The 24,352-nt window shown below is 54.3% G+C and carries 22 protein-coding genes; 10 read left to right on the top strand and 12 right to left on the bottom strand.

Going from position 1 to position 24,352, the window contains the following annotated elements; all coding sequences use genetic code 11:
* Positions 1-27 precede the first annotated feature (27 nt).
* The 4 genes from AC1DZ5_RS09150 (at position 28) to AC1DZ5_RS09135 (ending at position 4,129) form a co-directional block, all read left to right on the top strand.
* Positions 28-1,029, top strand: a complete 1,002-nt coding sequence (locus tag AC1DZ5_RS09150; RefSeq protein WP_477888263.1) for a YqaJ viral recombinase family nuclease — start codon at positions 28-30, stop codon at positions 1,027-1,029.
* 111 nt (positions 1,030-1,140) lie between these two features.
* Complete coding sequence (locus AC1DZ5_RS09145; RefSeq protein ID WP_477888261.1) at positions 1,141-2,034, top strand: recombination directionality factor; 894 nt, start codon at positions 1,141-1,143, stop codon at positions 2,032-2,034.
* A 287-nt stretch (positions 2,035-2,321) separates the two neighbouring features.
* On the top strand, positions 2,322-3,368 hold the full coding sequence (locus AC1DZ5_RS09140) for a DGQHR domain-containing protein (protein WP_477888259.1): 1,047 nt from the start codon (positions 2,322-2,324) through the stop codon (positions 3,366-3,368).
* A gap of 5 nt (positions 3,369-3,373) precedes the next feature.
* The gene (locus tag AC1DZ5_RS09135) at positions 3,374-4,129 is read left to right on the top strand and encodes a hypothetical protein (RefSeq protein ID WP_477888257.1); all 756 of its coding nucleotides are present in this window, start codon (positions 3,374-3,376) and stop codon (positions 4,127-4,129) included.
* 153 nt (positions 4,130-4,282) lie between these two features.
* Here AC1DZ5_RS09135 and AC1DZ5_RS09130 read toward each other — a convergent pair whose 3' ends face one another.
* From AC1DZ5_RS09130 to AC1DZ5_RS09110, 5 genes are all read right to left on the bottom strand, one after another.
* Positions 4,283-5,461: a GIY-YIG nuclease family protein gene (locus AC1DZ5_RS09130; RefSeq protein ID WP_477888255.1), complete on the bottom strand. Its 1,179-nt coding sequence runs from the start codon at positions 5,459-5,461 to the stop codon at positions 4,283-4,285.
* Positions 5,454-7,574 carry a DEAD/DEAH box helicase gene (locus AC1DZ5_RS09125; protein WP_477888253.1) on the bottom strand — a complete coding sequence of 707 codons (2,121 nt, stop codon included), beginning with the start codon at positions 7,572-7,574 and terminating at the stop codon, positions 5,454-5,456. The genes AC1DZ5_RS09130 and AC1DZ5_RS09125 overlap by 8 nt, the downstream gene beginning before the upstream one ends.
* Positions 7,571-10,369: a class I SAM-dependent DNA methyltransferase gene (locus AC1DZ5_RS09120; protein WP_477888251.1), complete on the bottom strand. Its 2,799-nt coding sequence runs from the start codon at positions 10,367-10,369 to the stop codon at positions 7,571-7,573. Before AC1DZ5_RS09120 ends, AC1DZ5_RS09125 begins: the two co-directional genes overlap by 4 nt.
* Positions 10,370-10,614: 245 nt before the next feature.
* Positions 10,615-10,800 (bottom strand): hypothetical protein, encoded by a 186-nt coding sequence (locus AC1DZ5_RS09115; protein ID WP_477888249.1) that lies wholly within the window; start codon positions 10,798-10,800, stop codon positions 10,615-10,617.
* Between the two features lie 104 nt (positions 10,801-10,904).
* On the bottom strand, positions 10,905-11,261 hold the full coding sequence (locus tag AC1DZ5_RS09110; RefSeq protein ID WP_477888247.1) for a helix-turn-helix domain-containing protein: 357 nt from the start codon (positions 11,259-11,261) through the stop codon (positions 10,905-10,907).
* A gap of 206 nt (positions 11,262-11,467) precedes the next feature.
* On the opposite strand from AC1DZ5_RS09110, the gene AC1DZ5_RS09105 reads away from it, so the two are divergent.
* Positions 11,468-11,881, top strand: a complete 414-nt coding sequence (locus AC1DZ5_RS09105) for a hypothetical protein (protein WP_477888245.1) — start codon at positions 11,468-11,470, stop codon at positions 11,879-11,881.
* A gap of 257 nt (positions 11,882-12,138) precedes the next feature.
* Here the strand turns inward: AC1DZ5_RS09105 and AC1DZ5_RS09100 are convergent, their stop codons facing one another.
* A complete protein-coding gene (locus tag AC1DZ5_RS09100; protein WP_477888243.1) occupies positions 12,139-12,633 on the bottom strand; it encodes a hypothetical protein in 495 nt (164 codons plus the stop codon).
* Positions 12,634-12,806: 173 nt separating this feature from the next.
* Here AC1DZ5_RS09100 and AC1DZ5_RS09095 point away from each other — a divergent pair, with 173 nt between their 5' ends.
* From AC1DZ5_RS09095 to AC1DZ5_RS09085, 3 genes are read left to right on the top strand one after another with little or no spacing between them, the layout of a single operon-like run.
* Positions 12,807-13,247: a LexA family protein gene (locus AC1DZ5_RS09095; protein WP_477888241.1), complete on the top strand. Its 441-nt coding sequence runs from the start codon at positions 12,807-12,809 to the stop codon at positions 13,245-13,247.
* A 3-nt stretch (positions 13,248-13,250) separates the two neighbouring features.
* Complete coding sequence (cho, locus tag AC1DZ5_RS09090) at positions 13,251-14,108, top strand: excinuclease Cho (protein WP_477888239.1); 858 nt, start codon at positions 13,251-13,253, stop codon at positions 14,106-14,108.
* Positions 14,105-15,418, top strand: coding sequence for a Y-family DNA polymerase (locus tag AC1DZ5_RS09085; protein ID WP_477888237.1), 1,314 nt, complete (start codon positions 14,105-14,107; stop codon positions 15,416-15,418). Before cho ends, AC1DZ5_RS09085 begins: the two co-directional genes overlap by 4 nt.
* Before the next feature lie 146 nt (positions 15,419-15,564).
* Here AC1DZ5_RS09085 and AC1DZ5_RS09080 read toward each other — a convergent pair whose 3' ends face one another.
* Complete coding sequence (locus tag AC1DZ5_RS09080; RefSeq protein ID WP_477888235.1) at positions 15,565-16,284, bottom strand: YagK/YfjJ domain-containing protein; 720 nt, start codon at positions 16,282-16,284, stop codon at positions 15,565-15,567.
* 317 nt (positions 16,285-16,601) lie between these two features.
* On the opposite strand from AC1DZ5_RS09080, the gene AC1DZ5_RS09075 reads away from it, so the two are divergent.
* Positions 16,602-16,940 carry a hypothetical protein gene (locus AC1DZ5_RS09075; RefSeq protein WP_477888233.1) on the top strand — a complete coding sequence of 113 codons (339 nt, stop codon included), beginning with the start codon at positions 16,602-16,604 and terminating at the stop codon, positions 16,938-16,940.
* Positions 16,941-17,082: 142 nt separating this feature from the next.
* Here AC1DZ5_RS09075 and AC1DZ5_RS09070 read toward each other — a convergent pair whose 3' ends face one another.
* The 4 genes from AC1DZ5_RS09070 to AC1DZ5_RS09055 form a co-directional block, all read right to left on the bottom strand.
* The gene (locus AC1DZ5_RS09070) at positions 17,083-18,168 is read right to left on the bottom strand and encodes a helix-turn-helix transcriptional regulator (RefSeq protein WP_477888231.1); all 1,086 of its coding nucleotides are present in this window, start codon (positions 18,166-18,168) and stop codon (positions 17,083-17,085) included.
* Positions 18,165-19,376, bottom strand: a complete 1,212-nt coding sequence (locus AC1DZ5_RS09065) for a tyrosine-type recombinase/integrase (protein WP_477888229.1) — start codon at positions 19,374-19,376, stop codon at positions 18,165-18,167. Before AC1DZ5_RS09065 ends, AC1DZ5_RS09070 begins: the two co-directional genes overlap by 4 nt.
* A 290-nt stretch (positions 19,377-19,666) precedes the next feature.
* Entirely contained in the window at positions 19,667-20,575 is a 909-nt protein-coding gene (locus AC1DZ5_RS09060) for an SPFH domain-containing protein (RefSeq protein WP_477888227.1), read from the bottom strand.
* A gap of 12 nt (positions 20,576-20,587) precedes the next feature.
* A complete protein-coding gene (locus AC1DZ5_RS09055) occupies positions 20,588-21,013 on the bottom strand; it encodes an NfeD family protein (RefSeq protein ID WP_477888225.1) in 426 nt (141 codons plus the stop codon).
* Between the two features lie 132 nt (positions 21,014-21,145).
* On the opposite strand from AC1DZ5_RS09055, the gene AC1DZ5_RS09050 reads away from it, so the two are divergent.
* The gene (locus AC1DZ5_RS09050; RefSeq protein ID WP_477888223.1) at positions 21,146-23,416 is read left to right on the top strand and encodes an Orn/Lys/Arg family decarboxylase; all 2,271 of its coding nucleotides are present in this window, start codon (positions 21,146-21,148) and stop codon (positions 23,414-23,416) included.
* 125 nt (positions 23,417-23,541) lie between these two features.
* On the opposite strand, the gene fabI is transcribed toward AC1DZ5_RS09050, so the two are convergent.
* Positions 23,542-24,330 carry an enoyl-ACP reductase FabI gene (gene fabI, locus AC1DZ5_RS09045; RefSeq protein WP_477888221.1) on the bottom strand — a complete coding sequence of 263 codons (789 nt, stop codon included), beginning with the start codon at positions 24,328-24,330 and terminating at the stop codon, positions 23,542-23,544.
* Positions 24,331-24,352: the final 22 nt, after the last annotated feature.

Below are 24,352 nucleotides of genomic sequence, written 5' to 3'. Positions count from 1 at the left end.
ATCCAACTCTCAACCCAAGGAAACACCATGGCCCATGCCAACCCCGTGGATCGGGCCGCCCGACCACGCCCAGCCTTGAAGCTGGTGAAGACCAATGACCTCAGTCGGGAAGACTGGCTGTCGGTACGCAGAAACGGTATCGGCAGCTCAGACGCAGCAGCTGCGGTGGGCTTGAGTCCCTACAAGTCGCAGCTCCAACTCTGGATGGAGAAAACCGGTCGTGATGACCTCTTTGCCCCCATCGACGTCAACGATGAATCCACACCGCTGTACTGGGGAACCCTGCTGGAGCCCATCGTAGCCGCCCACTACACCAAGCGTTCGGGAAACCGGGTGCGGCGTGTCAACGCGGTCCTGCAGCATCCAGACTACCCCTGGATGCTGGCCAACCTGGACCGAGAAGTGGTGGGTGTCCCGGAAGTCCAGATCCTGGAGTGCAAGACGGCAGGGATTCAGGGGGCCTGGCTTTGGAAGGACGGAGTGCCTGAGTACGTCCAACTGCAGGTGCAGCACCAACTGGCCGTCACCGGCAAGCGGGCGGCAGACGTAGCAGTGCTGATAGGAGGCCAGGAACTGCAGATCCACCGCATCAAGCGGGATGCCCTGTTGATCGAACGCCTGATCCAGCTGGAAGAGGTCTTCTGGGGCTACGTGCAATCGGATGTAGCCCCACCGGTGGATGGTTCTGACTCTGCGGACAAGGCACTTCGGTGCCTGTATCCCAACGACGTTGGTTCTACCCTGGACCTCAGTCACGATCTGGAAATGTCGGCTGTGTTCTCCGACCTGATGGCAGTACGCCAACAATTGGAAACCCAGTTGCAACTGGAAGCGCTCTTGAAACAGCGTATCCAGCAGCGCATGGAGGATGCCTCCAAAGCGGTGTTCGAGACCGGCAACGTGACCTGGCGGCGCAGCAAGGACGGTGTGGATGTCGATCTGCCCAAGCTCCTGGAAGACCACCCGGACTACCAGCAGACCTATGCCATCCCCCGACCGGGGAGCCGACGGTTCTTGGTGAATGGATGACAGACAGCCTCCAACACCCAGCACCAAGCCTTCGATTCACTTCAACCCACAAGCCCCACCCCGGAACTGCCGGTGTGGGGCTTCTTTTTTTTACCAACCAAGGAGAGCAGCATGCTCAAAGGACTCGCAATTACACCGCCCATCGTGGGGCGCATCTCTATCGGCAAGGTGGTCGAGAAAAACGGCAAGCGTCTGCCCGAGAAAGACGACGAATTCACCATCACCACGCAGGTGCAGACCAAGGAGGGCTGGATGCTGCATCCGCTGAGCCAAAGCCTGCGCAAGGACGCCAATGCCAAGCTACAGTCTATCCCGGTGCGGGTCATGTTCAACGATCCAGACCTGAATCTGCGGGCCAGTTACCACTACTTTGATCGGCAGACGGGACGGCCGCTGTGTGTGGGCAATGGAGAGACCTGCAAGCGCTCTACGGTGGATGGAATCAAGGAACTGCCTTGTCCTGGACCGGATGGCTGTCAGATGGGGCAGGGCGGACTGTGCAAACCGTATGGGCGGCTCAATGTGCTGATTGGGGATGAAGATGAGCTGGGTTCATTCATCTTCCGCACGACGGGGCACAACTCGATCCGGACGCTGGCTGCACGGTTGAAATACTTCCATGCGGTGTCGGGTGGTCATCTGGCCACACTGCTTATGGAGCTGAGGCTCAGAGGGAAATCGACGACCCAATCACACCGTGCACCGATCTATTACGTCGATCTGACCATCCGGACGGGTATGACGATGGCAGAGGCGGTGACTGAAGCGCGCAGGCTGGACAGTGAACGCAAGGCTGCAGGGATTGACCAGGTTGGGTTGGATGCTGCGGCCAGTCAGGGCTTTATGGCTGGGGCGTTTGAAGAGTCTGCAGACGATGGCGGGGCAGTGGTCGAAGAGTTCTACACCGCTACTGACAAAGTAGTCGACCAAGTTGCCGGAACTCTTCCTGTCCGTGGCTCGCTTCACCAAAAGCTGAACTTAAAGCTGCAGAACAACTCCGTCTAAATGTGGAAATAGCACTGTCGGACGCATTGCTTCAGGGCTGAAGCATGCGCCACAACTCAGATCCGACGGTCTCAGCCAACTTTTCATTGTTGACTTCCGAGAAATTGCGTTCCCCGCGCACGAGCTGACCAATATAAGTCCGGTCCAACCCCGCAAGCTCGGCTATGGTCGCTTGTGTTTTCACGAAGTGGGGCGGGCGAGAGTCGGTCAAAGCCCTGCACGTTTGTACATGGGTAAACTGTTACCCATTGTCTGTACTAAATTTAAGACCTAACAAGGGACAGTAGATGGCCACCAAAAAATCAGTCAAGGCACCCTACATTGAAACAAAGCAAGGAGACCGGAAATTTCTGCTCACAAAGCTACCTGCATCAACCGTTACTGCAATTAGCTACGCTGCGATTCGGGGGCAAGACAATGAGGAAGGCGCTGTACAGCGCGTATTAAACCAGGGGCGCATAAACAGCATTAAGGCCTTTACCCTTCAAGGCGGTGACTACCCAAATGCAGTGGTCCTCAATTGGGTGAGCAAGACGAACAAAATAACCATCAAAGATGGAATGCTGGAGTTCACTATTGGCGAGGGACTTGCGCAACTCATTGATGGGCAGCACCGCATTGCGGGAATCAAAGCTGCTATTGAGGAAAACAAGGCCCTCGGAAAGCAACTCGAACTTCCAGTTGTGATTTACCCCAACCTTTCCACTAAAGAATGCGCGGACATCTTTCTCTCCATCAATACTGAACAAAAGCCCGTTCCGCGAAGTTTGGTCTTTGATCTTTACGGTGTCGCGAGTGACAGTATTGTTGACCACGCAGCAGTGCGTGCGCGAGACATTGCCATGTTTCTACATGAATTTGAATCACCGTACGAGGGTGAAATCAAAATGCCAGGTTCAGCAAAGCGCCAAGGTGGGATTCCGCTCTCGTCAGCTGTTACTGGTATCAAGCCCCTTGTCGAAGACAATGGGGTATTCGAGCAGATCGCAGTCAAAGAGTTGGAACTTCAGAAGCAGATTATTTTGAATTGGCTTATTGCACTTAAAAATACTTACGGTGAAGCCTGGGATGATAAAGACAACGTTTTTCAGTATGCATCTGGTTTCCTCGCGGCGATGGAGTTTCTCAGGCTCCAACTGATCCCCTTCTGCAATACTCAGGAATCTTTCGAGGTTAAGACAATTCAGTCAGCATTGAAGTTATCAGGTTCCCTGATCTATCAATCAGAAGTCAAAGGGCAAGGTGGAGCAGGGGCGCAGAAGAGGATTTACGCTCGACTACAGGAAGCGTTCAAGCCCTCGAAAGTGAAGGCGTCCACCAAGTTCAAATTTTAAGTCGTATGCACCGCGCGCAAGGCGTTGCTAATCGCTTTTTGGCAGGAATACCATCTAACAATATCTCGTCACGTGCACTTACTGCCAGTGAGGCGGCGACACTTGCAGCATCGCTGAACGACGATGCGCGAGATGCCGTCTATTCCGGAAGTCTTTCCATTGCGGAAGCGGTACAAGGTCTCGACAAAAAGCTCTTTACTTGGACTACGGTGAAGCTGTACTACAGCGTCTTTTACTTGGCTCGTGCTGCACTTGCCTTACATGGCGTTGGAATCATCTATCCAGACAGGACGCCCTACACATGGCGGGCTTCCGCTGGTGAAACCCCCACAAAACGTTCCGGTACAACGCATAAGGCTGTGTTAAGCGCATTTAGTCTTTATCGACAGAGCAGTATCCTATTATCTCAACAGATAGGTACAGATGACCCCTTTGCTTGGTTGATGGCAAAGCGAGAAGCTGCCAATTACAAGCATCCGAAATTCTGTGAACCGGGTGCGCCACCTCACTTTAAATTCATTGAACGACATGGTGTGCGGCGCTTGGTCAATGACTACATTGCGGACAACAGTCATCTCTTTACATTCGATCCAGACCACGCGATGCTTGCTTTTCCGATTGCCGGATTGAAGCTACTACTTAGCGACCTAAAGATGTCTCCGGCAGGAGGGATGCCTCCTGAGGATGGAGCATTTCTAGCCTCACAGGTTTTCGACAGCCAAGGGCCGCTTGCGGAGTTTCGAAAGCTGTTTCTCTCGTAGCTGGCCAAATTGCACCTGCGTATGCAATGAGCAGATGGGGAGATTGGCGATTACGCTGTAACGACATAACCAATCTTCGTTTTACGCCGCATACCCAGTTGGTCAGAGTTCGACGGAGTTCAACAGCATCCTTCTTGCATTTAAGGAGCTGCACTAGACCAATCTTGCCGATTTCAAGTCATACACGACGTCCACGATAGATCCACTCTGAATTCTCTGAACAGCCTCGTCAATCACGCTCAACGGCACCAAGAACCACTCGCGTGGCTTCACAGGGTTACCAAAGCGGTCTTCGATTGTTATGTCAATTTGAGCAGCGCCGAAGAGACGATGAAAAATGCCTTCGAGCTTGGTGCGATTCAAGTTGTGCAGTTTGTAGGTCGCAACGATCTCCACATCTGCCAATAGGTAGGTGGAATCCTTGGCAGCTCCCGCAATTCGGGTCTCGACTTTGCCGCCAGTCACCCCAATTTTGTGAATCAGTTCGCGGTGTCCAGACACAAATGGGTGTTTGGACTGGCTACGCAACACGTAGATGGTTCCAGACTCGATATCGTCAGGCTCTGGTGCATCCCCAAACAGTGGCCCCATATCTGGATCAGTCAAGCGACGGCCAGTATCGTCCTTATAAAGCGCCCGTTGCAGAGACCGACGCAGCAAGTTGCTCTCAGTTCCATTTGCATAAACAACACGCAGGCGCGCATCGCTCTCCCCGTTTGGTGCTTTGATGGCTTCACCCACTTCGGCCACATACGCAAGCTGCCCACCGAGAATGAAGAAATTTCCAAAGGCAATGCTGGCGTCACGCCCAAAGCGCAACGATTTGCGCACGTGGGATTTCAACTCTCGTTCGACCTGCTCAAACAAGGGTTGGAACTGATCGAAGTCTGTGCAACGTGTACGGTCGGCAACTTCTTCAGCGGCACGCTTCTCGGTATTTGAACGTACATGCCGCAGTACCGTGATGTCGCTCTGGTCAGAGGGCTCATCTCCAATGCCAAGTTCGGCAAGCAAGGCGTCCTCATCGAGGTCATCCACATTCGTTTGAACTATGGTTGCACCAGACAACAGGCCCGGACTATCGAGTTCGGCCAACAGCGTCTGCGCTTCTGGCAATTTGCGAAGCTGATCCAAGCGCACCGCATACAGGCGCTCAAAGATGTCGCGTTCCTCGCCATGCAGCGGCGCACGACCATGCGTCTGGTGAAAGCGCAAGATGTCCTCAAAACCCGCGATGATGCGTTCCTCGCGCGGTGTACGGCTGGAGACTTTGAGCGGGGCGACATCAACGCCCAACGCGTCAAGTAGTTCGTCGTCGTCCAAATCAGCCATTGCTAGGCTCCCCTTGCATTTGTGCAGCCTTGGCTTGAGCACGGTAACGGGCAAAGGCTGCAACGCCTTCGGCCATGCGTTTTTCCCAAGCGTCGGCAGAATTGATGTCTGGCAAACGGCCACGTTCGTTCTTGAACTGCAAGGCCCGCTTAGACAGATCACGCGCTTCTTCTTCGGGAATGCTCACCTTTTTGGCTGCAATGGCGGCCTGCACCTGGCGCAGCGATTTTTCATCCATGGCCTTTGCCAACACCGCATAAGCGGCATCGAACGGATTGATGCGGTCAATCAGGTCAATATCTAGGTCACGTACGTTGACAAACCTGCGTACACCATCAATCAAAGCTGTGCTGCCCTGTGCCATGTCTCCGCCATTGGCATCCGCCATAGACAGCGCCAATTTTGCCTGTTGGGTGATGTTCATGGCCGCAATGGCGTGTTGCCTAATGGCTTCCTGATCGGTGTCGCTCAGGTCGGGATAACGCTCACGAACAATCTTGCCCATGCGCAACTGGGTCAGTTCTTCCGGTAGGGTGTTTTCCTTGTCAAACAGACCTCGTTCCAAAGTGGTCTTGTCTTGCAGGAAACTGGTGACGACTTCGTTCAAATCCTCTTTGCAGATGCGTGTGGCTTCCGGGGTCTGCGGCGTTGTCAGGCCGTTGATTTCCACGTGAATCTGGCCCGTGTCCTTATTCACACCAATGTTGTGCCCGCCATCCTTGTAGCCATCGTCGCCATAATCGAAACCGTCTTTCGGCCCCATGTTCTTAGGAGTGAACTCATAGCGGGGGGCAAGTACCTGCTCCATGAGCAAGCTCGCGGAAATGGCTTTGAGCATGTCATTTACCGCTTCCGCTACTGCGGTCTGGTCTGCGGTGGGTTCGGCAATCAGATTGGTGAAGCGTGAGCGTTCTTTGCCCTCCGCATCACGGGTGGCACGGCCAATGATCTGAACGATTTCAGTCAGGCTGCTGCGGTAGCCAATGGTCAGCGCGTGTTCGCACCAAATCCAGTCAAAACCTTCTTTCGCCATGCCCAGAGCGATGATCACGTCAACGTGGTCGCGGTTGTTCTTCTGCGCCGGGTCTTTCAATGCGGTCAGAATACGCGAACGTTTGGCCTGGTCGCTGTCGTCCACCAAGTCCGCCACCTTCAAGGTACGGCCATCACGGGCCAATACCAAGTGAAAACCTGTGGCGGGGTCAATGCCCTTCCATTCGCCCATGCCGTGCATGATTTCATCAACCTCGCGCTGCTTGTCTTTCAAGCTTTCGCGGGCGTTCACGTTGGGGATATGGACAATGGTTTTCAGTGCCGGGTCCAGCACTTTGCCAACGGCATCGACGTATGGGCCGGTGTAAAAGAAGTAGCCAATGTCTAGCGACTTGAGCCATTGGTAGCCATTGAGCTGCTCGTAATAAGTGTAGGTGACCGTTTCGAACCGTGCCTCATCAGCCGGAGCCAACACCGCTTCGCTGTCTCCACGGAAGTACGATCCAGTCATGGCCACCATGTGTACCTTGTCGCGCGTGATGAATGCACCCAACTGACTGCCCAGCTTGTTGTCGGGGTTGCTGGATACGTGGTGAAACTCGTCGATGGCGATCAACCGGTTGTCAAAGGCCTGAATACCCAGCTCTTCCACCGCAAAGCGGAACGTGGCATGGGTGCAGACCAGCACTTTGTCGGTACTAGCCAAGAACTCTCCCACAGCCTTGACCTTGGATTTGTCTACTTTGACATCGTCCGCACCGGGGGCATTGCACAGGTTCCACTGCGGAGCCACTTTCCAATTCCAAGTGAAACCGAACTGACTCAGAGGTTCATCGGCAAAGCTGCTGCCAATGGAGCGCTCAGGCACCACCACAATCGCCTGCTTCAAACCCTGATTGTTCAGCTTGTCCAATGCGATAAACATTAACGCGCGGGACTTGCCCGATGCGGGTGGTGATTTGATCAATAGGTATTGCTCGCCACGCATGGCATAAGCGCGTTCTTGCATAGCGCGCATGCCAAGTGCATTGGCTTTGCTGGAAACACCAGTGCGCGCCGTGGTGATGGACACCGATGGGACGGTGTAAGAATTGGTTGGGTTGGCGGTTTGATCGCTCATGATGTTATTTTCCCCTTTGTTGCTTTTGCTGCTGGCTTGGCCTTGGTGGGTGTCGCAGTCATTTTTGTGTATAGCTCAAACAGTTTTTCCAACCGCTCAGTATCATTTTTGAAACGGCGGCCAATGTAAATGCGCTCAAGGACCTCGTCGTTGCGCTCGTGGGCGTGGCGCAGGTTTTCCGGCATGGTGTCCGGTTCGTACAAATCGGCAATGGTGGCTGGAAAATGCGCTTCTCGTGCCTGCAGAATATTTCTGGCGCAAACTGAAAGGTCTGCCTTGTTCTGTTCTGTTAGAAGTGGCACGGGGAAAGTGTTCCAACCCAAGGTATTTGAGTAGCGGTAATGAATGCGCATTTTTCCGCAAACTGTGGCAACCCAAACTCGATGCAAGCTGGAAGCAATAAGAGCCAAGCACCACAGAGGCGCATCGTATAGGGCGAAAGCTAGATTACTTATAGTGGCCCTATTGTCGATGAGACCAACCGGCAAGTACTTTCTTGACTCAGTTGATACGCTGGGAACAATTATGGTACTCATGGAGCCAATATTCATTTCCCTCATTTGATGCGGACGCATCGCCAAATCATTGGTTCCGGAATCACTACTAGCTAATCGCATCTCGCGAACTTTTTGTATCCGCTCGTTAATAGCGGGTATTTCTAGAGCCTTTGGCAAATTATGAGACTCAATCCAAAGACAGAATCTAGAGAGGCCCCGAGTAAATTCTGCTGAACCATATATGCGACGGATAAAGAGTGAGTGTTGTTCTTGAGTTAAGCCCAGTCCAACAACTTCCTCAGAAGAGAGCAACAAATGCCCTCCATCAACTGGCATATTTCCAAATGACATGTCAGGAAGGCCAGCAATGCTTACACGTTGCCCTTTTACGACGACGTTTTCCCCAATCGTTAAATATGGTGTGATATTTGACGCCTCACGTACGGTGGTTTCACCGTCCCGCGACAAGTCATAGAGCATTCGTCTTTTGTCTACTTGCGTTGAGAGGCCAACAATCGCGACAGTTACTCCAGCATTGCTACTTGCCAGATTTGCCCAAGTGAACGATGTGTGGCCGAACCGAATGACAGATCCAAGTTTGAAAATTTCGGGCCATAGTAAAGGCACGATTCGGCCTTGACAAATTGAGTTCGTACTTACAAAAGCTGACTCCGCTGTAGTTGCTTTTGCATAGGCGGCAGCTTTAATGAACCAGCCACCCACATAGTCAATTTGCTTAGGGGAAATACCGTAAGGCGAAAAAACTGAACTGAGATCGGCTTTTTGTTCCAGCGACTGTGTTTGGCTACCTTTGTACGGCGGATTTCCACAGATATATGTCTCCCCGCCTTCGTTCACAAAATCAATCTCAGATTGATCCAACGGAGTATCAAACAAGTCATCAGCTACTAATTTCACACCTGTGCCGGTAGGAGGACAGATACTTAACCAATCCAGCCGGAGCGAGTTACCACAAACAATCCAGTTCTGCGCATCCAACGGCAAAAACTCGGCTAATGCATCCTTTTGTCCACGATACAGCACGTCGCACTGGAATTCGGCAATGATGAGAGCCAATCGAGCTATTTCTGCAGGAAAGTCGCGTAACTCGATACCTCTGAAGTTGGTAAGCGGAATTTCACTACCCAAGTGTTCCTCATCCCGGCGGCGATTTATTTCTGACTCGATTTCTCGCATTTGCTTGTAGGCAATGACCAAGAAGTTTCCGGAGCCACAAGCAGGGTCAAAAACGCGGATGCGCGCCATGCGTTTGCGCAGGTTTAGCAGTTTTGCTTTGTTGTCACCTGCCGCTTCCAGTTGCGTGCGGAGGTCGTCCAAAAACAAGGGATTCAACACCTTCAGGATGTTTGGCACGCTGGTGTAGTGCATACCCAGTGCGCCGCGCTCCTCGTCGTCGGCAACGGCTTGGATCATGCTGCCGAAAATGTCGGGGTTGATTTCACGCCATTTCAGACTCCCAGCATGCAACAGGTAAGTTCGGGCCATGCGCGTAAAGCGTGGCACCTCTGTGCTGCCGGAGAAAAGTCCTCCGTTCACATATGGAAAGCTGTTGACCCATTTTGGCAAACGGGGCTGCGCATTGGCGCGGTCTGCAACCTTGATGTTCATGGCACGGAAGATTGCTTCCAGCACCTCACCAGTATTTGAGCCATCCCGCTCGCTCATCTGCTCCACTGTTTTGGTGAACAGGCCCTCGCCATTGAAGATGTCGGTGTCTTCGGCAAAGAAGCAAAACACTAGCCGCGCCATGAAGTGATTCATGTCGGCGCGGCGCTCTTCTTTTGCCCAATCGGGGTTTTCATTCAACAGTTCGACGTATAGCTTGTTAAGCCGCCCAGTGGCGCGCACGTCGATGGGGTTGTCTTTGATTTCCTTGATCGTGGAAATGCCCGCCAAGGGTAGGAAAAATCCAAAGTGATCCGGGAAGTCCGTGTAGGCACAATTTATGGTTTCGCCACCGATCAGTTCCTCAGCTTCAAGGGTCTGACCGTCCGTGGCCAGGATAAATTTGGCCTTGGCTTTTGTAGTGGCTGGGCTGGCACGCAGCGATTTGAGGACTTCACCCACAGTACCGCTTTCGCATACGGCCATGTGAATGTTGTTGCGTAGTAGAACCCCACCGGGCACATCGGACGCATTGTTGTTGCCGGTGCGCAAGCGCTTGAGGGTGGTGTCCTTATTGCCGAATGCTGCCAGAAAAGCGAACGCGAATTCCGCAGAGTCGAAGCGCTCAAGGGCGAGATCCGATATTGCTTGTTCTATTTCTACCGCGTTCATACAGTTACGCGTCCGAGCAAAATCTTCACAGACGTACGCTTTCTGCGGGTCTTTCGCTCAGCTTTTCCGTTTTCGGCATGAATTTGGTCCATTGGGTTCATTGACCCTAGTTTATCGGCACAGGCATTCATCCTTCGCACTACAGGGCACAACTCAATACGGACCTTGGCTGCACGGCAGAAGTACTTCCATGCCGTGTTGGTGTGATTGATTTTTTACTGGAACATGGGACGGCTGATCGGGTATTAGCGCTTGCCGCCCTCGCGCACCGCATTCAGCCAGTTCTTGACGTGGGTGCCATGCTCATTGAACCGATCCTGGAACAGGATTCGTCGAACGTTGACAATGTCGCCCCACAAACGATGTGACTGCTCCAGAAACTGCTCAGCCGCATCCGGCTTGCCATGCCAGGAAGCTTTTGCATTGCTCATCCAGCGGAGATACTGGAGCCAGGATTCCTTTAGGAGTCCACACTTAACTCTCTTCAGATGTAACCTGACAGATGCCTGCCAGGTATTTTTTTGCCTAAGTCGGATCACTTGCGCGTTTGATGTACCAAAAGCTCCGCAATGCCCAGTAGTAGTGTTCTGTCAGTAGTCTTAAGCACGCCCATGAGCTCTGCCAAGCGTCTCATCTGATCGCCGTGAATCTGACTGGACTGACCTAACAGCTCAGCAATACCAATGTCTAAGGACTTGGCCAATTGATCCAGGCGACTCAATGAGGGCAGGGTGACGCCTCGCTCTATGCGGGAAATGGTCTCAGCATCTACGCCAACCTTTTCGGCCAATTCATCTTGGGTGAACTCGCACTTCTTGCGCTGTCGAGCAATCGCTCTGCCCAGCGCAAGGCCCAATTCTTGGCTGTCAACTGTCTCTGTTCGTTTCCGCATTCACTTGCTACCTTTGTTGCAGCAAGTGTTGACAGACAACAGTTTTAGTTGAATGATTTAATATGTTGACTGTCAACTAAATATGTTGATATTTGACAAAAACTATCAACGCACATCAGGTATGGGAGGACTTGTGTGCATCCGAGAACGCCAGTCCTATGGCTGTTCATGACCGTTTATTCAACCAATTTCAGGACTTCTAGACCATGGACTACTCCGTCTATTCCATTGACCGCATTTCAAACGACGAGATTGAGGAACTGATTGCCTCACGCGCCTCCTTTGTGCTGGGGGGCATCGCACGCCTCAACATGCCGGAAGCCGTCGCATCAGTCGAAAAAGCCATCGAAGGCCATGGCCTGAAGTGCCGTGTCTACACCAAGGGAAGAGCCGCAGCGCTGGCCGGTGAGTTGGCTGTACCTCTTGTGGGATGGGCCGCTGCCGCTGCCATGGGGATTCACAACGTGCTGACTTGGGACCCGGACTACGAGATCGCCAAAAACCTGATCACCGGGACCCTGACCGTGGAATGCAAGCGGAAACCCGAGTCCAAGACCGCAGTGCCTGCCGGTCAGGACAAGGAGCCACAGCCAATCCGCACGTTCACTTTCAAGAGGTAAAAATGAAGAAAATTTAGATCAGCGGTGTTGTCGCCGCATTCGCCCTAACGGGGTGCTTTGAAGCGGGGGACATGGCCCGCGTTAAGGACGGCGTGATGGACTTTGACAAGTCCCTCAAAGTTGGCGATGCATTTGAGAATTGGAGTGAGTGCACGCAAAAGCGCTGGAGCGAATTCAAGAGCTCCAACGGAAAGAAGATTGTGCAATTCGAGTGCAAATCGTCCCACGTAGTCGCCAGCTGGCGGCCATTCGTGAGACTAATGCGCACCTTCAACTTCGTTGCCTGGCGCAAACCAAAGTGGTCTATGCGTACTGCCAGCACGCTTCCTATGCCAACCCCAGTATTCATCGGTTTCACCTGCGCCGCGGTTGTCCCAATCCACCAGTAATCGGCATTCGTAGTCCCCATCGGGCAAGTCACGCAAAGCCTCTTCCATTGCCACAAAACGCGCCTCCACCCAGACATTACCCCATTCACTCATCTCGTAGTAGTAGGTCAGCGTTTCCTCTGTGACGTTTGGGTCTTCAAGGTCATCGTGTTTCTGAAGTGACAGAAGAAAGTTCGAGCAATACGCGACATAAGCGCTTACGCCGTTTTGCTCAAACACTGGGAGCGCCGCTTCCAAGCCGCGTTGCAGGGCATCCCCCGCTACTGGGACCTTGGTATGCAGGTCTCGAATGTCAATCACCAAGCGCGTGTCAGGGCGCGTAAGTAGCGGGCTCTCAGGAAGGTCCGGGTAGAACTCGTCCATAACAACCTCCTTTGATAAGGCAAGACGCCCCGTTTTCCCTGCATGCCGAAGGGGCGTAACGTACAGGTTGTACATGCGTGCATGGTAGCCCACCAGTGGGCGACATATCGTCGTTCTCTGGTAGCGGGCATTGCGACATTGCATAGTGCGGCTTCGATGGTTAAACTGTATTTATGTACAGTATATTGCCAGCCGGCCCCCCGAAACCCATTTCCGCCTTTCCGTGCCTGATTGACTCGGTGCCAAACGCCGTGTGCGCAGGCTTTCCTAGCCCAGCAGAGGATGAAGGTGAGGAACGTATTGATCTGACCAAAGTCCTGATCATCCATCCCCAAGCCACCTATGTGCAGCGCGTCGCCGGTCACTCCATGCGGGATATTGGAATCTTTGACAATGACATTTTGGTGATCGACAAAGCCATCAAGCCTAGGCACAACATGATTGTCGTAGCGGTCGTGGACGGAGAGTTCACCGTCAAGCAGCTCTACCAGCGTGCGGGGCGGGTCAAGCTCATGGCAGCTAACCCCACGTTCCCGGACATAGTTCCCAAAGATGGACAGACCATCCAAATCTGGGGTGTGGTCACCAGTTGCATCAAGCAGTTTGGAGCCTGACCTATGCAGCTCCCACGCCGCCGCCGTCCTGAGTTCGATGAGACGCGCATTTACGAATACCCACAACACCTCCGAGAAGCCATTGAGGACCTTCCCGCCGCACCGGGTGTCTATGTCTTTCATGGGGAAGAAGGTGACCTGCCGCTGTACATCGGGAAGAGCGTGAACCTGCGCAACCGAGTGTTGTCGCACCTGCGCAATGCGGAGGAAGCCCGCTTGTTGCGGCAAACCAAACGAATCAGCCACATCCGCACCGCTGGTGAGATTGGAGCCCTGTTGCTGGAGGCCGCCATGATCAAGCAGCAGAACCCGTTGATGAACCAGAAGCTCCGGCGCAGTCGCCAGCTCTGCTCGCTCCGACTGGTCCAGGGCAAACCGGAAGTGGTCTATTCCAAGGACGTGAATTTTGCGACGGAGCCAGACCTACATGGTTTGTTCTCCAGCAAGCATGCGGCGCTGCAGGCCCTGCGCGATCTCGCGGATCAACACAAGCTCTGCTACGGCTCCCTTGGCCTGGAGAAGCTGGTGAAGGGGAAGCCCTGCTTTCGGGCCATGATTCACCACTGCGCTGGGGCGTGCCGGGGCGATGAAAGCCTGGAGGCACACCAGGCACGGCTACAGGATGCCCTGGACGGTCTGCGCGTGGCCTGTTGGCCGTTTTCTGGAGCGGTGGGCTTGGTGGAGCGCCATGGGGATGATTGCCAGGTGCACGTGGTTCTTAACTGGACCTACCTGGGCAGTGTCAGTGATGTGAGCCAGGCCAAGACGCTGGACACCATGGCGGCAGGGTTTGATGCGGACGGCTACAAGATCCTGTGCAAGCCCATCCTGACGAGCGGCGTCGAGATTGTTGTGCTGTGAATGCCAAGCCCCTTTACGCGCTGGTGGACGGCAACAACTTCTATGTGAGCTGTGAGCGTGTCTTCCGGCCCAGCCTGAACGGCATTCCGGTGGTCGTGCTGTCCAACAATGACGGCTGTGCCATCGCCCGCAGCAATGAGGCCAAGGCACTGGGAGTCGCCATGGGCGCCCCCTGGTTCCAAATCAGGCACCTTGCCGAAGATGCGGGCCTGGTTGCACTCTCGGCCAACTTCGCCCTGTACGGCGACATGTCCGACCGCATGATGAGCCTGGCGGCGGGCCTAGGGCCGGTGCAGGAGATTTACAGCATCGACGAGTCCTTTATCGAACTCACGGGGGTGCGTGGTGACCTGGTAGCCCGGAGCCACAAAATCCGGGACCGCATCCTGCAGTGGGTGGGCATTCCCTGCGGGATAGGTATCGGCTCCACCAAGACCCTAGCCAAGCTGGCCAACCACATCGCCAAGACTGCCGAACGCAAGCCGGGCAGCTACCCCGAGAAGCTGGCCCAGGTTTGCAACCTTGATGCGTTGAACCCGGAGGAGCGGGATGCCATACTTGCTGCCACGGCCGTGAATGAGGTTTGGGGTGTTGGGCGGCAGATCACCAAGCAGCTCAATGCGGACGGCATTCACACCGCCCTGGACCTTGCCCGGTTGGACGCCGCCACGGTGCGGGGCAAGTGGTCTGTGGTGTTGGAGCGTACGGTCCGCGAATTACAGGGAACACCCTGCGTCGACCTGGAGCACACCCCTGCCGCCAAGAAGGAAATCGCCTGTACCCGGTCGTTTGGCCACTATGTACTGGAGCAGCATCACCTCGCCGAAGCGATCACCGAGTTCGCATCACGGGCGGCCGAAAAGCTTCGTAAGCAAAACAGCCTTGCTGGTCGGATACTGGTGTTCATTCGGACCAGTCCATTTCGCCCGGAGGCACAGTACAGCCGCACCACTGTCGTGCCACTTCGATGCCCCACGGCAGACACTGCAGCGTTCGTGAGCGCCGCCCTCGCGGGTCTACGGCAGATATACAGACCTGGCTTCAAATACGCCAAGGCGGGTGTGATATTGCTGGAACTACAGCCTGACTCGCAGCACCAGTGCGAGCTGGACCTTGAGGATGATCATGGGGAGGATCGTGGCAAGCTCATGTCCGCCTTGGATGGTCTGAATCAACGGTATGGCAAGGGGACGGTGTTGATGGCCAGCGCGGGGGCAGAAGGCAAGCGCCGGGTCTGGTCTATGAAGCAGGAGCGTCGGACTCCTGGTTACACCACAAGGTGGGCAGACATGCCTGTGGCTAGGGCGTGACCGGCACCATTCCAAATGGTCAACGAGGTTACAGTAAATGGCACACGTTTAACCGCAGAAACTGAAAGAAGAGTGCAGGTCACCACAACAACATCTGGCGTTGGTGTGTATGGTGTCGGAAAGATGAGGGCTTTCAGTGCCCGTTACTAAAATCTCAGCGGGAGCACTGGAGGCCGTCCTCTACGCGCTATATGTGGATAGATAGGGGGAGGCATTCTGGTTTTTCCAAAGGTATGAAATTCACCCGAATCCGTGATGTCAGAATGCACTTCAAACATACCATTCTTTTTTAGCAGGTAAGCTACCACGCGCTCAATGAGATTAACTCGCAACTGAAAATCAGTCCGATGGATATGACCAATACCACATTGACCAAGAGCCGTAAACTTGGCTTCATCTCTATTTGACAGGAAGCACTTTCCCATGCCTTGGGTGATACGGTAGCTCCAGAGGTCGTCCACCTGATTCGAGATTGCCATGCCGCTTGATCTCACCTTTGCATCGTAAATCAGCAGTAAATGGTAATGATATCCCGTACCACTTTCTCCGTATTCGAGAACCCAAATATAGGCGATGAATCCATGAAAAAGCTGAGGATGGTTTCTCCTATCTGAAAGAAGCTGCTCCCTATGTCGTTGTACTTCTTCGAGGGAATGGTAGTTGATATATTCCTGCTTGTAAGACAGGTCAACGCGAACGAAGAGAAGATCAGAGTGATAATAAAAATGTCGATTGATGAACTCAATCGTATCTTCCAACAGATACCTGGCTTTATAGAGGTAATGCGGATGCGTCAGATGCGAGTAGTTGTCCAGTTTGTAGGGGTAGTTGCAGAAGTATTCATATTGACTGATTAAGTCGTGCATGGTGAATCCTTTTCATTTGAATGATGAGAATGAGTCTTCCATGCAATAGCTGTACTCGGTATTAATTTCCTGGTAGCCTTGATTTGATAGGTTGTGTAACGCAACAATCACTCATAATCAATTAATGATGATGTAGTCCCTAGAATACTTATTAGGCATCTCTAATTGCGCGACATCAATTTCACAGGAATGCCAATACGCATTCATTATGGATATCGATTTTTTACTAGATTTTCAATCGATTTTTGAGCTGATTGAATTACAGAGTTTCGGAAAAGTATTAATGCGTTGATCAACACTCAAAACACATGCCAAAAATGAAAAATGCCAAAGGCACTACGAATCCTCTCGATAAGAGTGAATATCGTGTAACCTTGTCAGTGCTAATAGATGCGCTCACGGTGGAGTCCAGAATCAACCAACTGAACAAGGTCTTCTGCGCTTCCGAGGATGAACTTCTCAAGCGTCAAATATGGAGTGTCTTGGAGATGCTCAGGTATATTGTTTTGAATATGCCAAAGAGTATCCAACCAAAAGTGTTGGATTTGTCTGATTCCCGTGTCGGAAATCTGCTTCACTATTGTGCCAACGGACTTACTTCTGCAAAGCCGCAATGGCAGATCATTGCCGAGTCCAGTGGCTGGCGACCGCACTGACCAGTATTCATTCCCGGTGATCTGTTGGTCACCCAGTACGTATGATTAAATGTGGTGCAAAAAAAGAAACCTGAAAACACCCGTTTTAGACAAGGATGGCACCCTCCGCTACATCCACATAGTGGAACAAGACCTGATACTTTTAGGTTTTAGATTTTGTACGAGTGCTTCTAGGTTTTTCTTTTTGTTGAGCCTGCCAAGTTTGAATGGCATTGAGACTCCAACGAGACGCCGAAGACCCTGGTCGCTTCGGCAAGTCTTTTGGAAAGCTTGGATCGTAGGCGGGGTCTTTTTCATTCATCATTCCGAAGACGGTTGTCCTTTTATAGCCAACTAAATCCGTTACCTCCGCTATGCCGATAAACCTGTCTGGAACATTGGATGCAGCTTTACCTTGATTGTCATTTGCAGGTGCTGGGAGCTTTGACTCTAAGTCTTCGAGATCAGCGTTGACGGTTTCAACAACTTGATTAGCCACTTTCTGATGATGCTTTTTGAGATTTAGTTGGTCCGCATGTAATGTTGATTTAACTTCTGATTGAATCTCTGTAGTATCTGCAACTAGGCTCTCAGCGGAGAAAGTATTACTTTTCTGTGCCAAATTTGATACTACGTGATTGTGATCACCAGTTAATGTTGCTGGTTCTGCGTTTGAAGCTTCTCTGTTTGTTGCTTCAGCTTTGGAGTGAAATTTTCTGACCTCGCCAGTACTTTGGAGAACGTGCCCGCTGTCCTCCAAGTATCTAACGGCTTCCTTATAGGGAATGAAGGCGCCTACGCTGAGTACCTTGCACCTTATATGGCCCCCATTCACTGCAATAAGCTTTGATTCATCAACGCTGCGTTTGAGATCAAGTAAATACTCTCTGTGAAAATACTCTCGCCTTTCTTTGCGGGTAAGTCGAGCATCTTCATTCACTATGCTTGGTATCCAATTGCACATTGGTGCCAGTTTTTTGAATGCTTCTAAAAACGTCTCAATTTCAACGTCATGCATTTTCCCGTGTAGGGTAGGGAGCTGCGGCAGCCGTTTGACTATCTCCTCTCTTTGCGCTTCAGTGATTGCTACCGGCAGTGAAATTCCTGCCATGAGAACTCTGGTGCCAATGACGCAATCCATTCCATGCAACAGCTCGTATTCGGGATACTTTGCATCTACGATTGCTTGGGCAATAACCTCAGGCTCAAGAAGTGGCTTGTCGGGCAGTCGAACGATAGGTACTTTCATTGTGGGTCTTGGGCATTTTCTTTGAAACAGAATATAGCCCAGTCCTCCATCATCTGCCGTCGCTTTTCCAGGGCATCACCGCGGCGGTATGCGGCTTCAACTTTGCTTTCAATCGCATGCGCCAACGCTTGTTCCGCAAGATCTCTGGGGTAGTGTGTGCATTCGCTGCACCAGTCTCTGAATGTGGATCGAAAGCCGTGGGGTACTGCATTCACCTGCATTCGCCGCATAACCGCCGTCAATGTCATATCCGATAGTGTTCCCCCTCTAGGCGCCGGGAAAACCAAGGCGTCGCCAGAGCTTTTCGGCTGAGTTAAAAGAACTTCCATGGCAGCTTCAGACAGGGGAACCCGGTGTTCCCGGCCAGCTTTCATCCGGTCTGCGGGTATGGTCCAGATGGCATTGGTCAAATCCATTTCTTGCCAAAGTGCGCCTCTTACCTCGCCAGAACGCGCGGCTGTGAGTACGGCAAACTCCAATGCCTCTGAAGCGATGCCGTTTTGGGTGCGCAGAGATCGCATAAACGTACTGAGTGCATCCAGCGCAAGCGCTTTGTGATGCTCGACCTTTTGAATCTTTCCTGGCGCTGGCAAGAGCTTGTCCAGGTGTCCTTTCCATCTGGCAGGGTTGTCTCCACTGCGGTATTTGCGGACCGTGGCCCAGTCCAGCACGCTTTCGATTCGCCCCCTTAGCCGGGTGGCCGTCTCCGTTTTGATCTTCCAGATGGGCTCCAGGGCGTTGAGTACGTGCTCCTGCGATACATCTCTTACTAACAGCTTGCCCATTGCCGGGTAGGCATATGTGGAAAGCGTGCTTAGCCATTGCGCTCTATGTTTCGGATTTTTCCAGACATCTCCGTGGGCTTCAATATAGGACTCTGCCGCTTGCTCGAAAGTCACTTCCGTGGCCTGTTGCGCTCGCAGGGCACTGGCGGCAAGGGTTCGTTGATGAATCGGATCATTTCCGGCGGATACATCTCCCCGTGCGTTTCTGGCTTTTTCTCGTGCTTGCGCTAGTGACACGTCTGGAAAACCTCCAAGCCCCATGTGGCGTCTTTTTGATCCCACCATCACACGCAGCACCCATGAGCGAGCCGAGGTTTCGTTCACATAAAGATACAGCCCAGCCACCCCGCCGACGGCGTGGTGTCCAGGTTTGGTGAGTCGTCCAACTTCGAGAGCTGAGAGTTCTTTGGCTTTGCGAGACATGGCGGAGGGTAGTTGATTTCTACCATCCTTTCTACCATAGATTACCGGATTGGGGCGAACGCTGGCGAACGGCTACGAACGCCCCATGAGGTGACTTCCTAGCAATATCAATGGGTTACAGGTTGGTTCGAACGGTGGCGAACGGTCAGGAGCCAAAAATAGGCAGACGCCTGCTCCGCCAGAACCAAGTCCGATCTGCCCTTTCCAGGCGGGTCGGCACCGAAAACCCCGTAGTGTTCGCACTGCGGGGTTTTTTATTGCCTGGGCGCAGCCGAAGCTGCGCTTGCTTTCTACTTGTTGGCCTGCACCATCTTCATCGCGGTGGCGATGAGTGTGGAGACTTCGCTCATATTGGCGGGAATGATGAGAGTGGTGGTCGCATCGGCAGCCACCTGGCTGTAGGCCTCGACGGCTTTCTCGGCCACCTTGAGCTGCACGGCCTGTTCGCCACCAGGCTGGCGGATGGCGGCCGCAATGCGTTCAATGGCGGAAGCCGTGGCATCGGCCACCGCCGTGATGGATGCGGCCTCGCCTTGGGCCTTGTTGATCACGGCCTGCTTTTCACCTTCGGAGCGGGCAATAAATGCTTCGCGCTCACCGGTGGCGATGTTGATTTGCTCCTGGCGGCGGCCTTCGGACGCGGCAATCAGCGCGCGCTTCTCACGCTCGGCGGTAATCTGGGCCTGCATGGCATGCAAGATTTCTTTCGGAGGCGTCAGGTCCTTGATCTCGTAGCGCAGCACCTTCACACCCCAGTTCAACGCGGCTTCGTCAATCGCAGCTACCACCTGGGCGTTGATGATGTCGCGCTCTTCAAAGGTCTTGTCCAGCTCCAGCTTGCCAATGACGGAGCGCAGCGAGGTTTGGGCTAGCTGCGAGATGGCGACGATGTAGTTGCTGGAGCCGTAGCTGGCGCGCATGGCGTCGGTCACCTGGAAGTACAAAATGCCGTCCACCTGCAGCTGGGTGTTGTCGCGCGTGATGCAGACCTGGCTGGCAATGTCCAGTGGGATTTCTTTCAATACATGCTTGTAGGCCACGCGGTCGACAAACGGCACCAGGATGTTGAGCCCTGGTGTCAGTGTGCCGTGGTATTTGCCCAGGCGCTCGATCACCCAGGCGTGCTGCTGGGGCACCACCTTGAGGGATTTGAAAACGAAAATGACGGCGATGAAGAGCAGCGCAATTGCAATTTGCATAAGGGTTCCTGTTTAAGCTTTGTCGACCAAAAGGCGGTTGCCCACGACTTCTGACACCCGGTGTGCACCGGCACTGGGCGTGATGCCGGTGCGGTGCATGGCGGTCCAGTTGGCACCCCGGTACTGCACGCTGGCAGTGCCGTCCGGATTCCAGGCGGCGATCTGCACAGATTCGCCGATGTCCATATTGACATTGGGGTTGGCTTGGGCGGGCAACTCGGCCCGGCCAGACGGGCGTTTGAGGTGCCAGGCCACCACGGATCCGCCACCCACCAGGGCCGCGACCATGATTTGTACGGTAGTGCTGGCGCCACCGTGGGCGGCCAGGGCCGCCGCGGCGGTACCAAGGGCCAGCATCAGCAGGTAAAACGTACCGGTCAGCAGCTCGGCCGCGACGATGGCGCCTGTGACCAGCCACCAGAGGGTGGGTTCCGACATGGGGGAGGCCTCCTTTGTATTGATGACGCCACATTGTGGGCCAAATGCGCGACGGCGCCACGACGTTGTCGCCAGAAGTCCTTACACTTCGCGCCTGTTTTGCATTTTTAGCCTGTCCGCTGGAGCCATTCGATGAAGTTTCGCTTTCCCATCATCATCATTGACGAAGATTTCCGCTCGGAAAACACGTCAGGGCTGGGCATCCGCGCCCTGGCCCAGGCCATCGAAACGGAAGGCTTTGAGGTACTGGGCGTTACCAGCTATGGCGATCTCTCGCAATTTGCCCAGCAGCAATCGCGTGCCAGTGCTTTCATCCTGTCCATTGACGACGAGGAATTCACCCCCGGCCCGGACCTGGACCCCGCGGTGCTGAACCTGCGCCATTTCATTGAAGAAGTGCGCCGCAAGAATTTGGATGTGCCTATCTATGTGTACGGCGAGACCAAGACCAGTCGCCACATCCCCAACGACATCCTGCGCGAGCTGCACGGCTTCATTCATATGTTTGAGGACACGCCGGAATTCGTGGCGCGCCACATCATCCGTGAGGCCAAGGGCTACCTGGAAGGCGTGCAACCACCTTTCTTCAAGGCGCTGCTGGACTATGCCGAAGACGGCTCTTACAGCTGGCACTGCCCGGGCCACTCCGGTGGCGTGGCGTTTCTGAAGAGCCCCGTGGGCCAGATGTACCACCAGTTTTATGGTGAAAACATGCTGCGCGCCGACGTGTGCAACGCGGTGGAAGAACTGGGTCAGCTGCTGGACCACAACGGCGCCATTGGCGCGTCGGAGCGCAATGCAGCGCGCATTTTCAATGCCGACCACTGCTTCTTTGTGACCAACGGCACCTCCACTTCCAACAAGATGGTCTGGCACCACACGGTGGCGCCGGGCGACGTGGTGATCGTGGACCGCAATTGCCACAAGTCCAACCTGCACGCCATCATCATGACCGGGGCCATCCCCGTGTTTCTGAAACCCACGCGCAACCACTTCGGCATCATCGGCCCGATCCCGCAAAGCGAGTTTGAGCCCGCCACCATCCAGGCCAAGATCAAGGCCAACCCCTTGCTCAAAGGTGTGAATGCCAAAACCGTGAAGCCGCGCATTCTGACGCTGACGCAAAGCACCTACGACGGCGTGCTCTACAACACCGAGACCATCAAGAGCATGCTCGATGGGTATGTGGAAAACATCCACTTCGACGAGGCCTGGTTGCCACACGCGGCTTTCCACCCGTTCTATGGCACCTACCACGCCATGGGCAAGAACCGTGCGCGCCCCAAAGAGGCCGTGGTCTACAGCACGCAGTCCATCCACAAGCTGTTGGCCGGTATCAGCCAGGCCAGCCATGTGTTGGTGCAGGACTCGCAAACCGTCAAGCTGGACAAGCACTTGTTCAACGAGGCCTACCTGATGCACACCAGCACCAGCCCGCAGTACAGCATCATCGCCAGCTGTGACGTGGCCGCTGCGATGATGGAGCCGCCCGGTGGCACCGCGCTGGTGGAAGAAAGCATTGCAGAGGCGCTGGACTTCCGCCGCGCCATGCGCAAGGTGGACGAAGAGTACGGCGACGACTGGTGGTTCAAGGTCTGGGGCCCCGACCACCTGGCCGACGAGGGCATTGGCAAGGCTGCGGACTGGATCATCAAGGGCGAGAGCAAGAGCGCCAAAGCCAACTGGCACGGCTTCGGTAAGCTGGCCAGCGGCTTCAACATGCTGGACCCGATCAAGTCCACCATCGTGACGCCCGGCCTGGACCTGAACGGCAAGTTTGCCAAGACCGGCATTCCCGCTTCCATCGTGACCAAGTTCTTGTCCGAACACGGCGTGGTGGTGGAGAAGACGGGCCTGTACAGCTTCTTCATTATGTTCACCATCGGCATTACCAAGGGCCGCTGGAACAGCATGTTGACCGCGCTGCAACAGTTCAAGGACGACTATGCCAAGAACCAGCCCATGTGGCGCGTGCTGCCCGAGTTTGTGCAAAAGTACCCCCGCTACGAGAAGATGGGTCTAGCCGACCTGTGCCAGCACATCCACCAGCTGTACGCCAAGTTCGACATTGCCCGCCTGACGACTGAGGTGTACTTGAGCGACCTGACCCCGGCCATGAAGCCCAGCGATGCCTACGCCCACATCGCCCTGCGCAAGACCGAGCGCGTGGAGATCGACCACCTGGAAGGCCGCGTGTCGGTCGGCATGGTCACACCGTACCCACCCGGCATTCCCTTGTTGATTCCGGGCGAGGTGTTCAACAAGAAGGTGGTGGACTACCTGAAGTTCTCGCGCGAGTTCAACGCGCAGTGCCCCGGCTTTGAGACCGATGTGCACGGCCTGGTGGACGAGGTGGGCGAGGACGGCAAGGTGCACTACTACGCCGACTGCGTGAAGGCCTAAGCCAACACGGGCCGGCACATGTCGGCAGAACCAAAAATAGCGCCAGTGCGGTCTGCACTGGCGCTATTCTTTTAGGAGCTTCTCGCGCAGCCTCTACGCGGGCTAGAGGCCTATTTGGCTTGAAATCAGGCCAGGTCGGTGGTCACGCCCATGGTCTGGCTGTAGCCGCCGTCCACATAGGTGATCTCGGCGGTTACGCCACCGGCCAGGTCGCTCAGCAGGAAGGCGGCCACGTTGCCCACGTCTTCGATGGTCACGTTACGGCGGATGGGCGACGCGTCGGCTACTGTGTGCAGCAACTTGCCGAAGTCCTTGATCCCGCTGGCGGCCAGGGTCTTGATGGGGCCGGCGCTGATGCCGTTGACACGAATCCCCTTGGGACCCACGGCTTCGGCCAAGTAGCGCACGCTGGCCTCCAGGCTGGCCTTGGCCAGGCCCATGGTGTTGTAGTTGGGGATGATGCGCTCGGCACCCAGGTAGGTCAGGGTCAGCAGCGCGGCCTTGTCGCTCAGGTAGGGCAGGGCGGCCTTGGCCATGGCGGGGAAGCTGTAGGCGCTGATGTCGTGCGCGATCTTGAAGTTTTCGCGCGTCAGGCCATCCAGAAAGTTGCCAGCAATCGCTTCACGCGGCGCAAAGCCGATGCTGTGCACGAAGCCGTCAAAGCTGGGCCAGTGGGCGGAGAGGTCCTTGAACAACTGGTCGATCTGTTCGTCATTGCCAACGTCGCAGTCGAACACCAGCTTGGAATCAAAGTCGGCCGCGAACTCGGTGATGCGGTCCTTAAAGCGCTCACCCACGTAGCTGAATGCGAGGTCTGCGCCTTGCTCCTTGCAGGCCTTGGCGATGCCGTACGCAATAGAGCGGTTCGACAACACACCTGTGATCAACAATTTCTTGCCAGCTAAAAAGCCCATAGTGTCCTCGTGAAAAAAATGC

Source organism: Rhodoferax sp. P1_F3 (assembly GCF_056405715.1).
The sequence above is the reverse complement of the archived record's forward strand: the minus strand, read 5'-3'. Positions and strand labels throughout refer to the sequence as shown.

Excerpts from the sequence above, each read along its gene's own strand:
- AC1DZ5_RS09120 (WP_477888251.1), bottom strand. The coding sequence starts at position 10,369 with ATGAACGCGGTAGAAATAGAACAAGCAATATCGGATCTCGCCCTTGAG.
- AC1DZ5_RS09100 (WP_477888243.1), bottom strand. The coding sequence starts at position 12,633 with ATGGACGAGTTCTACCCGGACCTTCCTGAGAGCCCGCTACTTACGCGC.
- AC1DZ5_RS09150 (WP_477888263.1), top strand. The coding sequence starts at position 28 with ATGGCCCATGCCAACCCCGTGGATCGGGCCGCCCGACCACGCCCAGCC.
- AC1DZ5_RS09145 (WP_477888261.1), top strand. The coding sequence starts at position 1,141 with ATGCTCAAAGGACTCGCAATTACACCGCCCATCGTGGGGCGCATCTCT.
- fabI (WP_477888221.1), bottom strand. The coding sequence starts at position 24,330 with ATGGGCTTTTTAGCTGGCAAGAAATTGTTGATCACAGGTGTGTTGTCG.
- AC1DZ5_RS09105 (WP_477888245.1), top strand. The coding sequence starts at position 11,468 with ATGGACTACTCCGTCTATTCCATTGACCGCATTTCAAACGACGAGATT.
- AC1DZ5_RS09075 (WP_477888233.1), top strand. The coding sequence starts at position 16,602 with ATGAAAAATGCCAAAGGCACTACGAATCCTCTCGATAAGAGTGAATAT.
- AC1DZ5_RS09060 (WP_477888227.1), bottom strand. The coding sequence starts at position 20,575 with ATGCAAATTGCAATTGCGCTGCTCTTCATCGCCGTCATTTTCGTTTTC.
- AC1DZ5_RS09125 (WP_477888253.1), bottom strand. The coding sequence starts at position 7,574 with ATGAGCGATCAAACCGCCAACCCAACCAATTCTTACACCGTCCCATCG.
- cho (WP_477888239.1), top strand. The coding sequence starts at position 13,251 with ATGCAGCTCCCACGCCGCCGCCGTCCTGAGTTCGATGAGACGCGCATT.
- AC1DZ5_RS09130 (WP_477888255.1), bottom strand. The coding sequence starts at position 5,461 with ATGGCTGATTTGGACGACGACGAACTACTTGACGCGTTGGGCGTTGAT.
- AC1DZ5_RS09070 (WP_477888231.1), bottom strand. The coding sequence starts at position 18,168 with ATGAAAGTACCTATCGTTCGACTGCCCGACAAGCCACTTCTTGAGCCT.
- AC1DZ5_RS09065 (WP_477888229.1), bottom strand. The coding sequence starts at position 19,376 with ATGTCTCGCAAAGCCAAAGAACTCTCAGCTCTCGAAGTTGGACGACTC.
- AC1DZ5_RS09080 (WP_477888235.1), bottom strand. The coding sequence starts at position 16,284 with ATGCACGACTTAATCAGTCAATATGAATACTTCTGCAACTACCCCTAC.
- AC1DZ5_RS09110 (WP_477888247.1), bottom strand. The coding sequence starts at position 11,261 with ATGCGGAAACGAACAGAGACAGTTGACAGCCAAGAATTGGGCCTTGCG.
- AC1DZ5_RS09055 (WP_477888225.1), bottom strand. The coding sequence starts at position 21,013 with ATGTCGGAACCCACCCTCTGGTGGCTGGTCACAGGCGCCATCGTCGCG.
- AC1DZ5_RS09115 (WP_477888249.1), bottom strand. The coding sequence starts at position 10,800 with ATGAGCAATGCAAAAGCTTCCTGGCATGGCAAGCCGGATGCGGCTGAG.
- AC1DZ5_RS09050 (WP_477888223.1), top strand. The coding sequence starts at position 21,146 with ATGAAGTTTCGCTTTCCCATCATCATCATTGACGAAGATTTCCGCTCG.
- AC1DZ5_RS09140 (WP_477888259.1), top strand. The coding sequence starts at position 2,322 with ATGGCCACCAAAAAATCAGTCAAGGCACCCTACATTGAAACAAAGCAA.
- AC1DZ5_RS09135 (WP_477888257.1), top strand. The coding sequence starts at position 3,374 with ATGCACCGCGCGCAAGGCGTTGCTAATCGCTTTTTGGCAGGAATACCA.
- AC1DZ5_RS09095 (WP_477888241.1), top strand. The coding sequence starts at position 12,807 with ATGTACAGTATATTGCCAGCCGGCCCCCCGAAACCCATTTCCGCCTTT.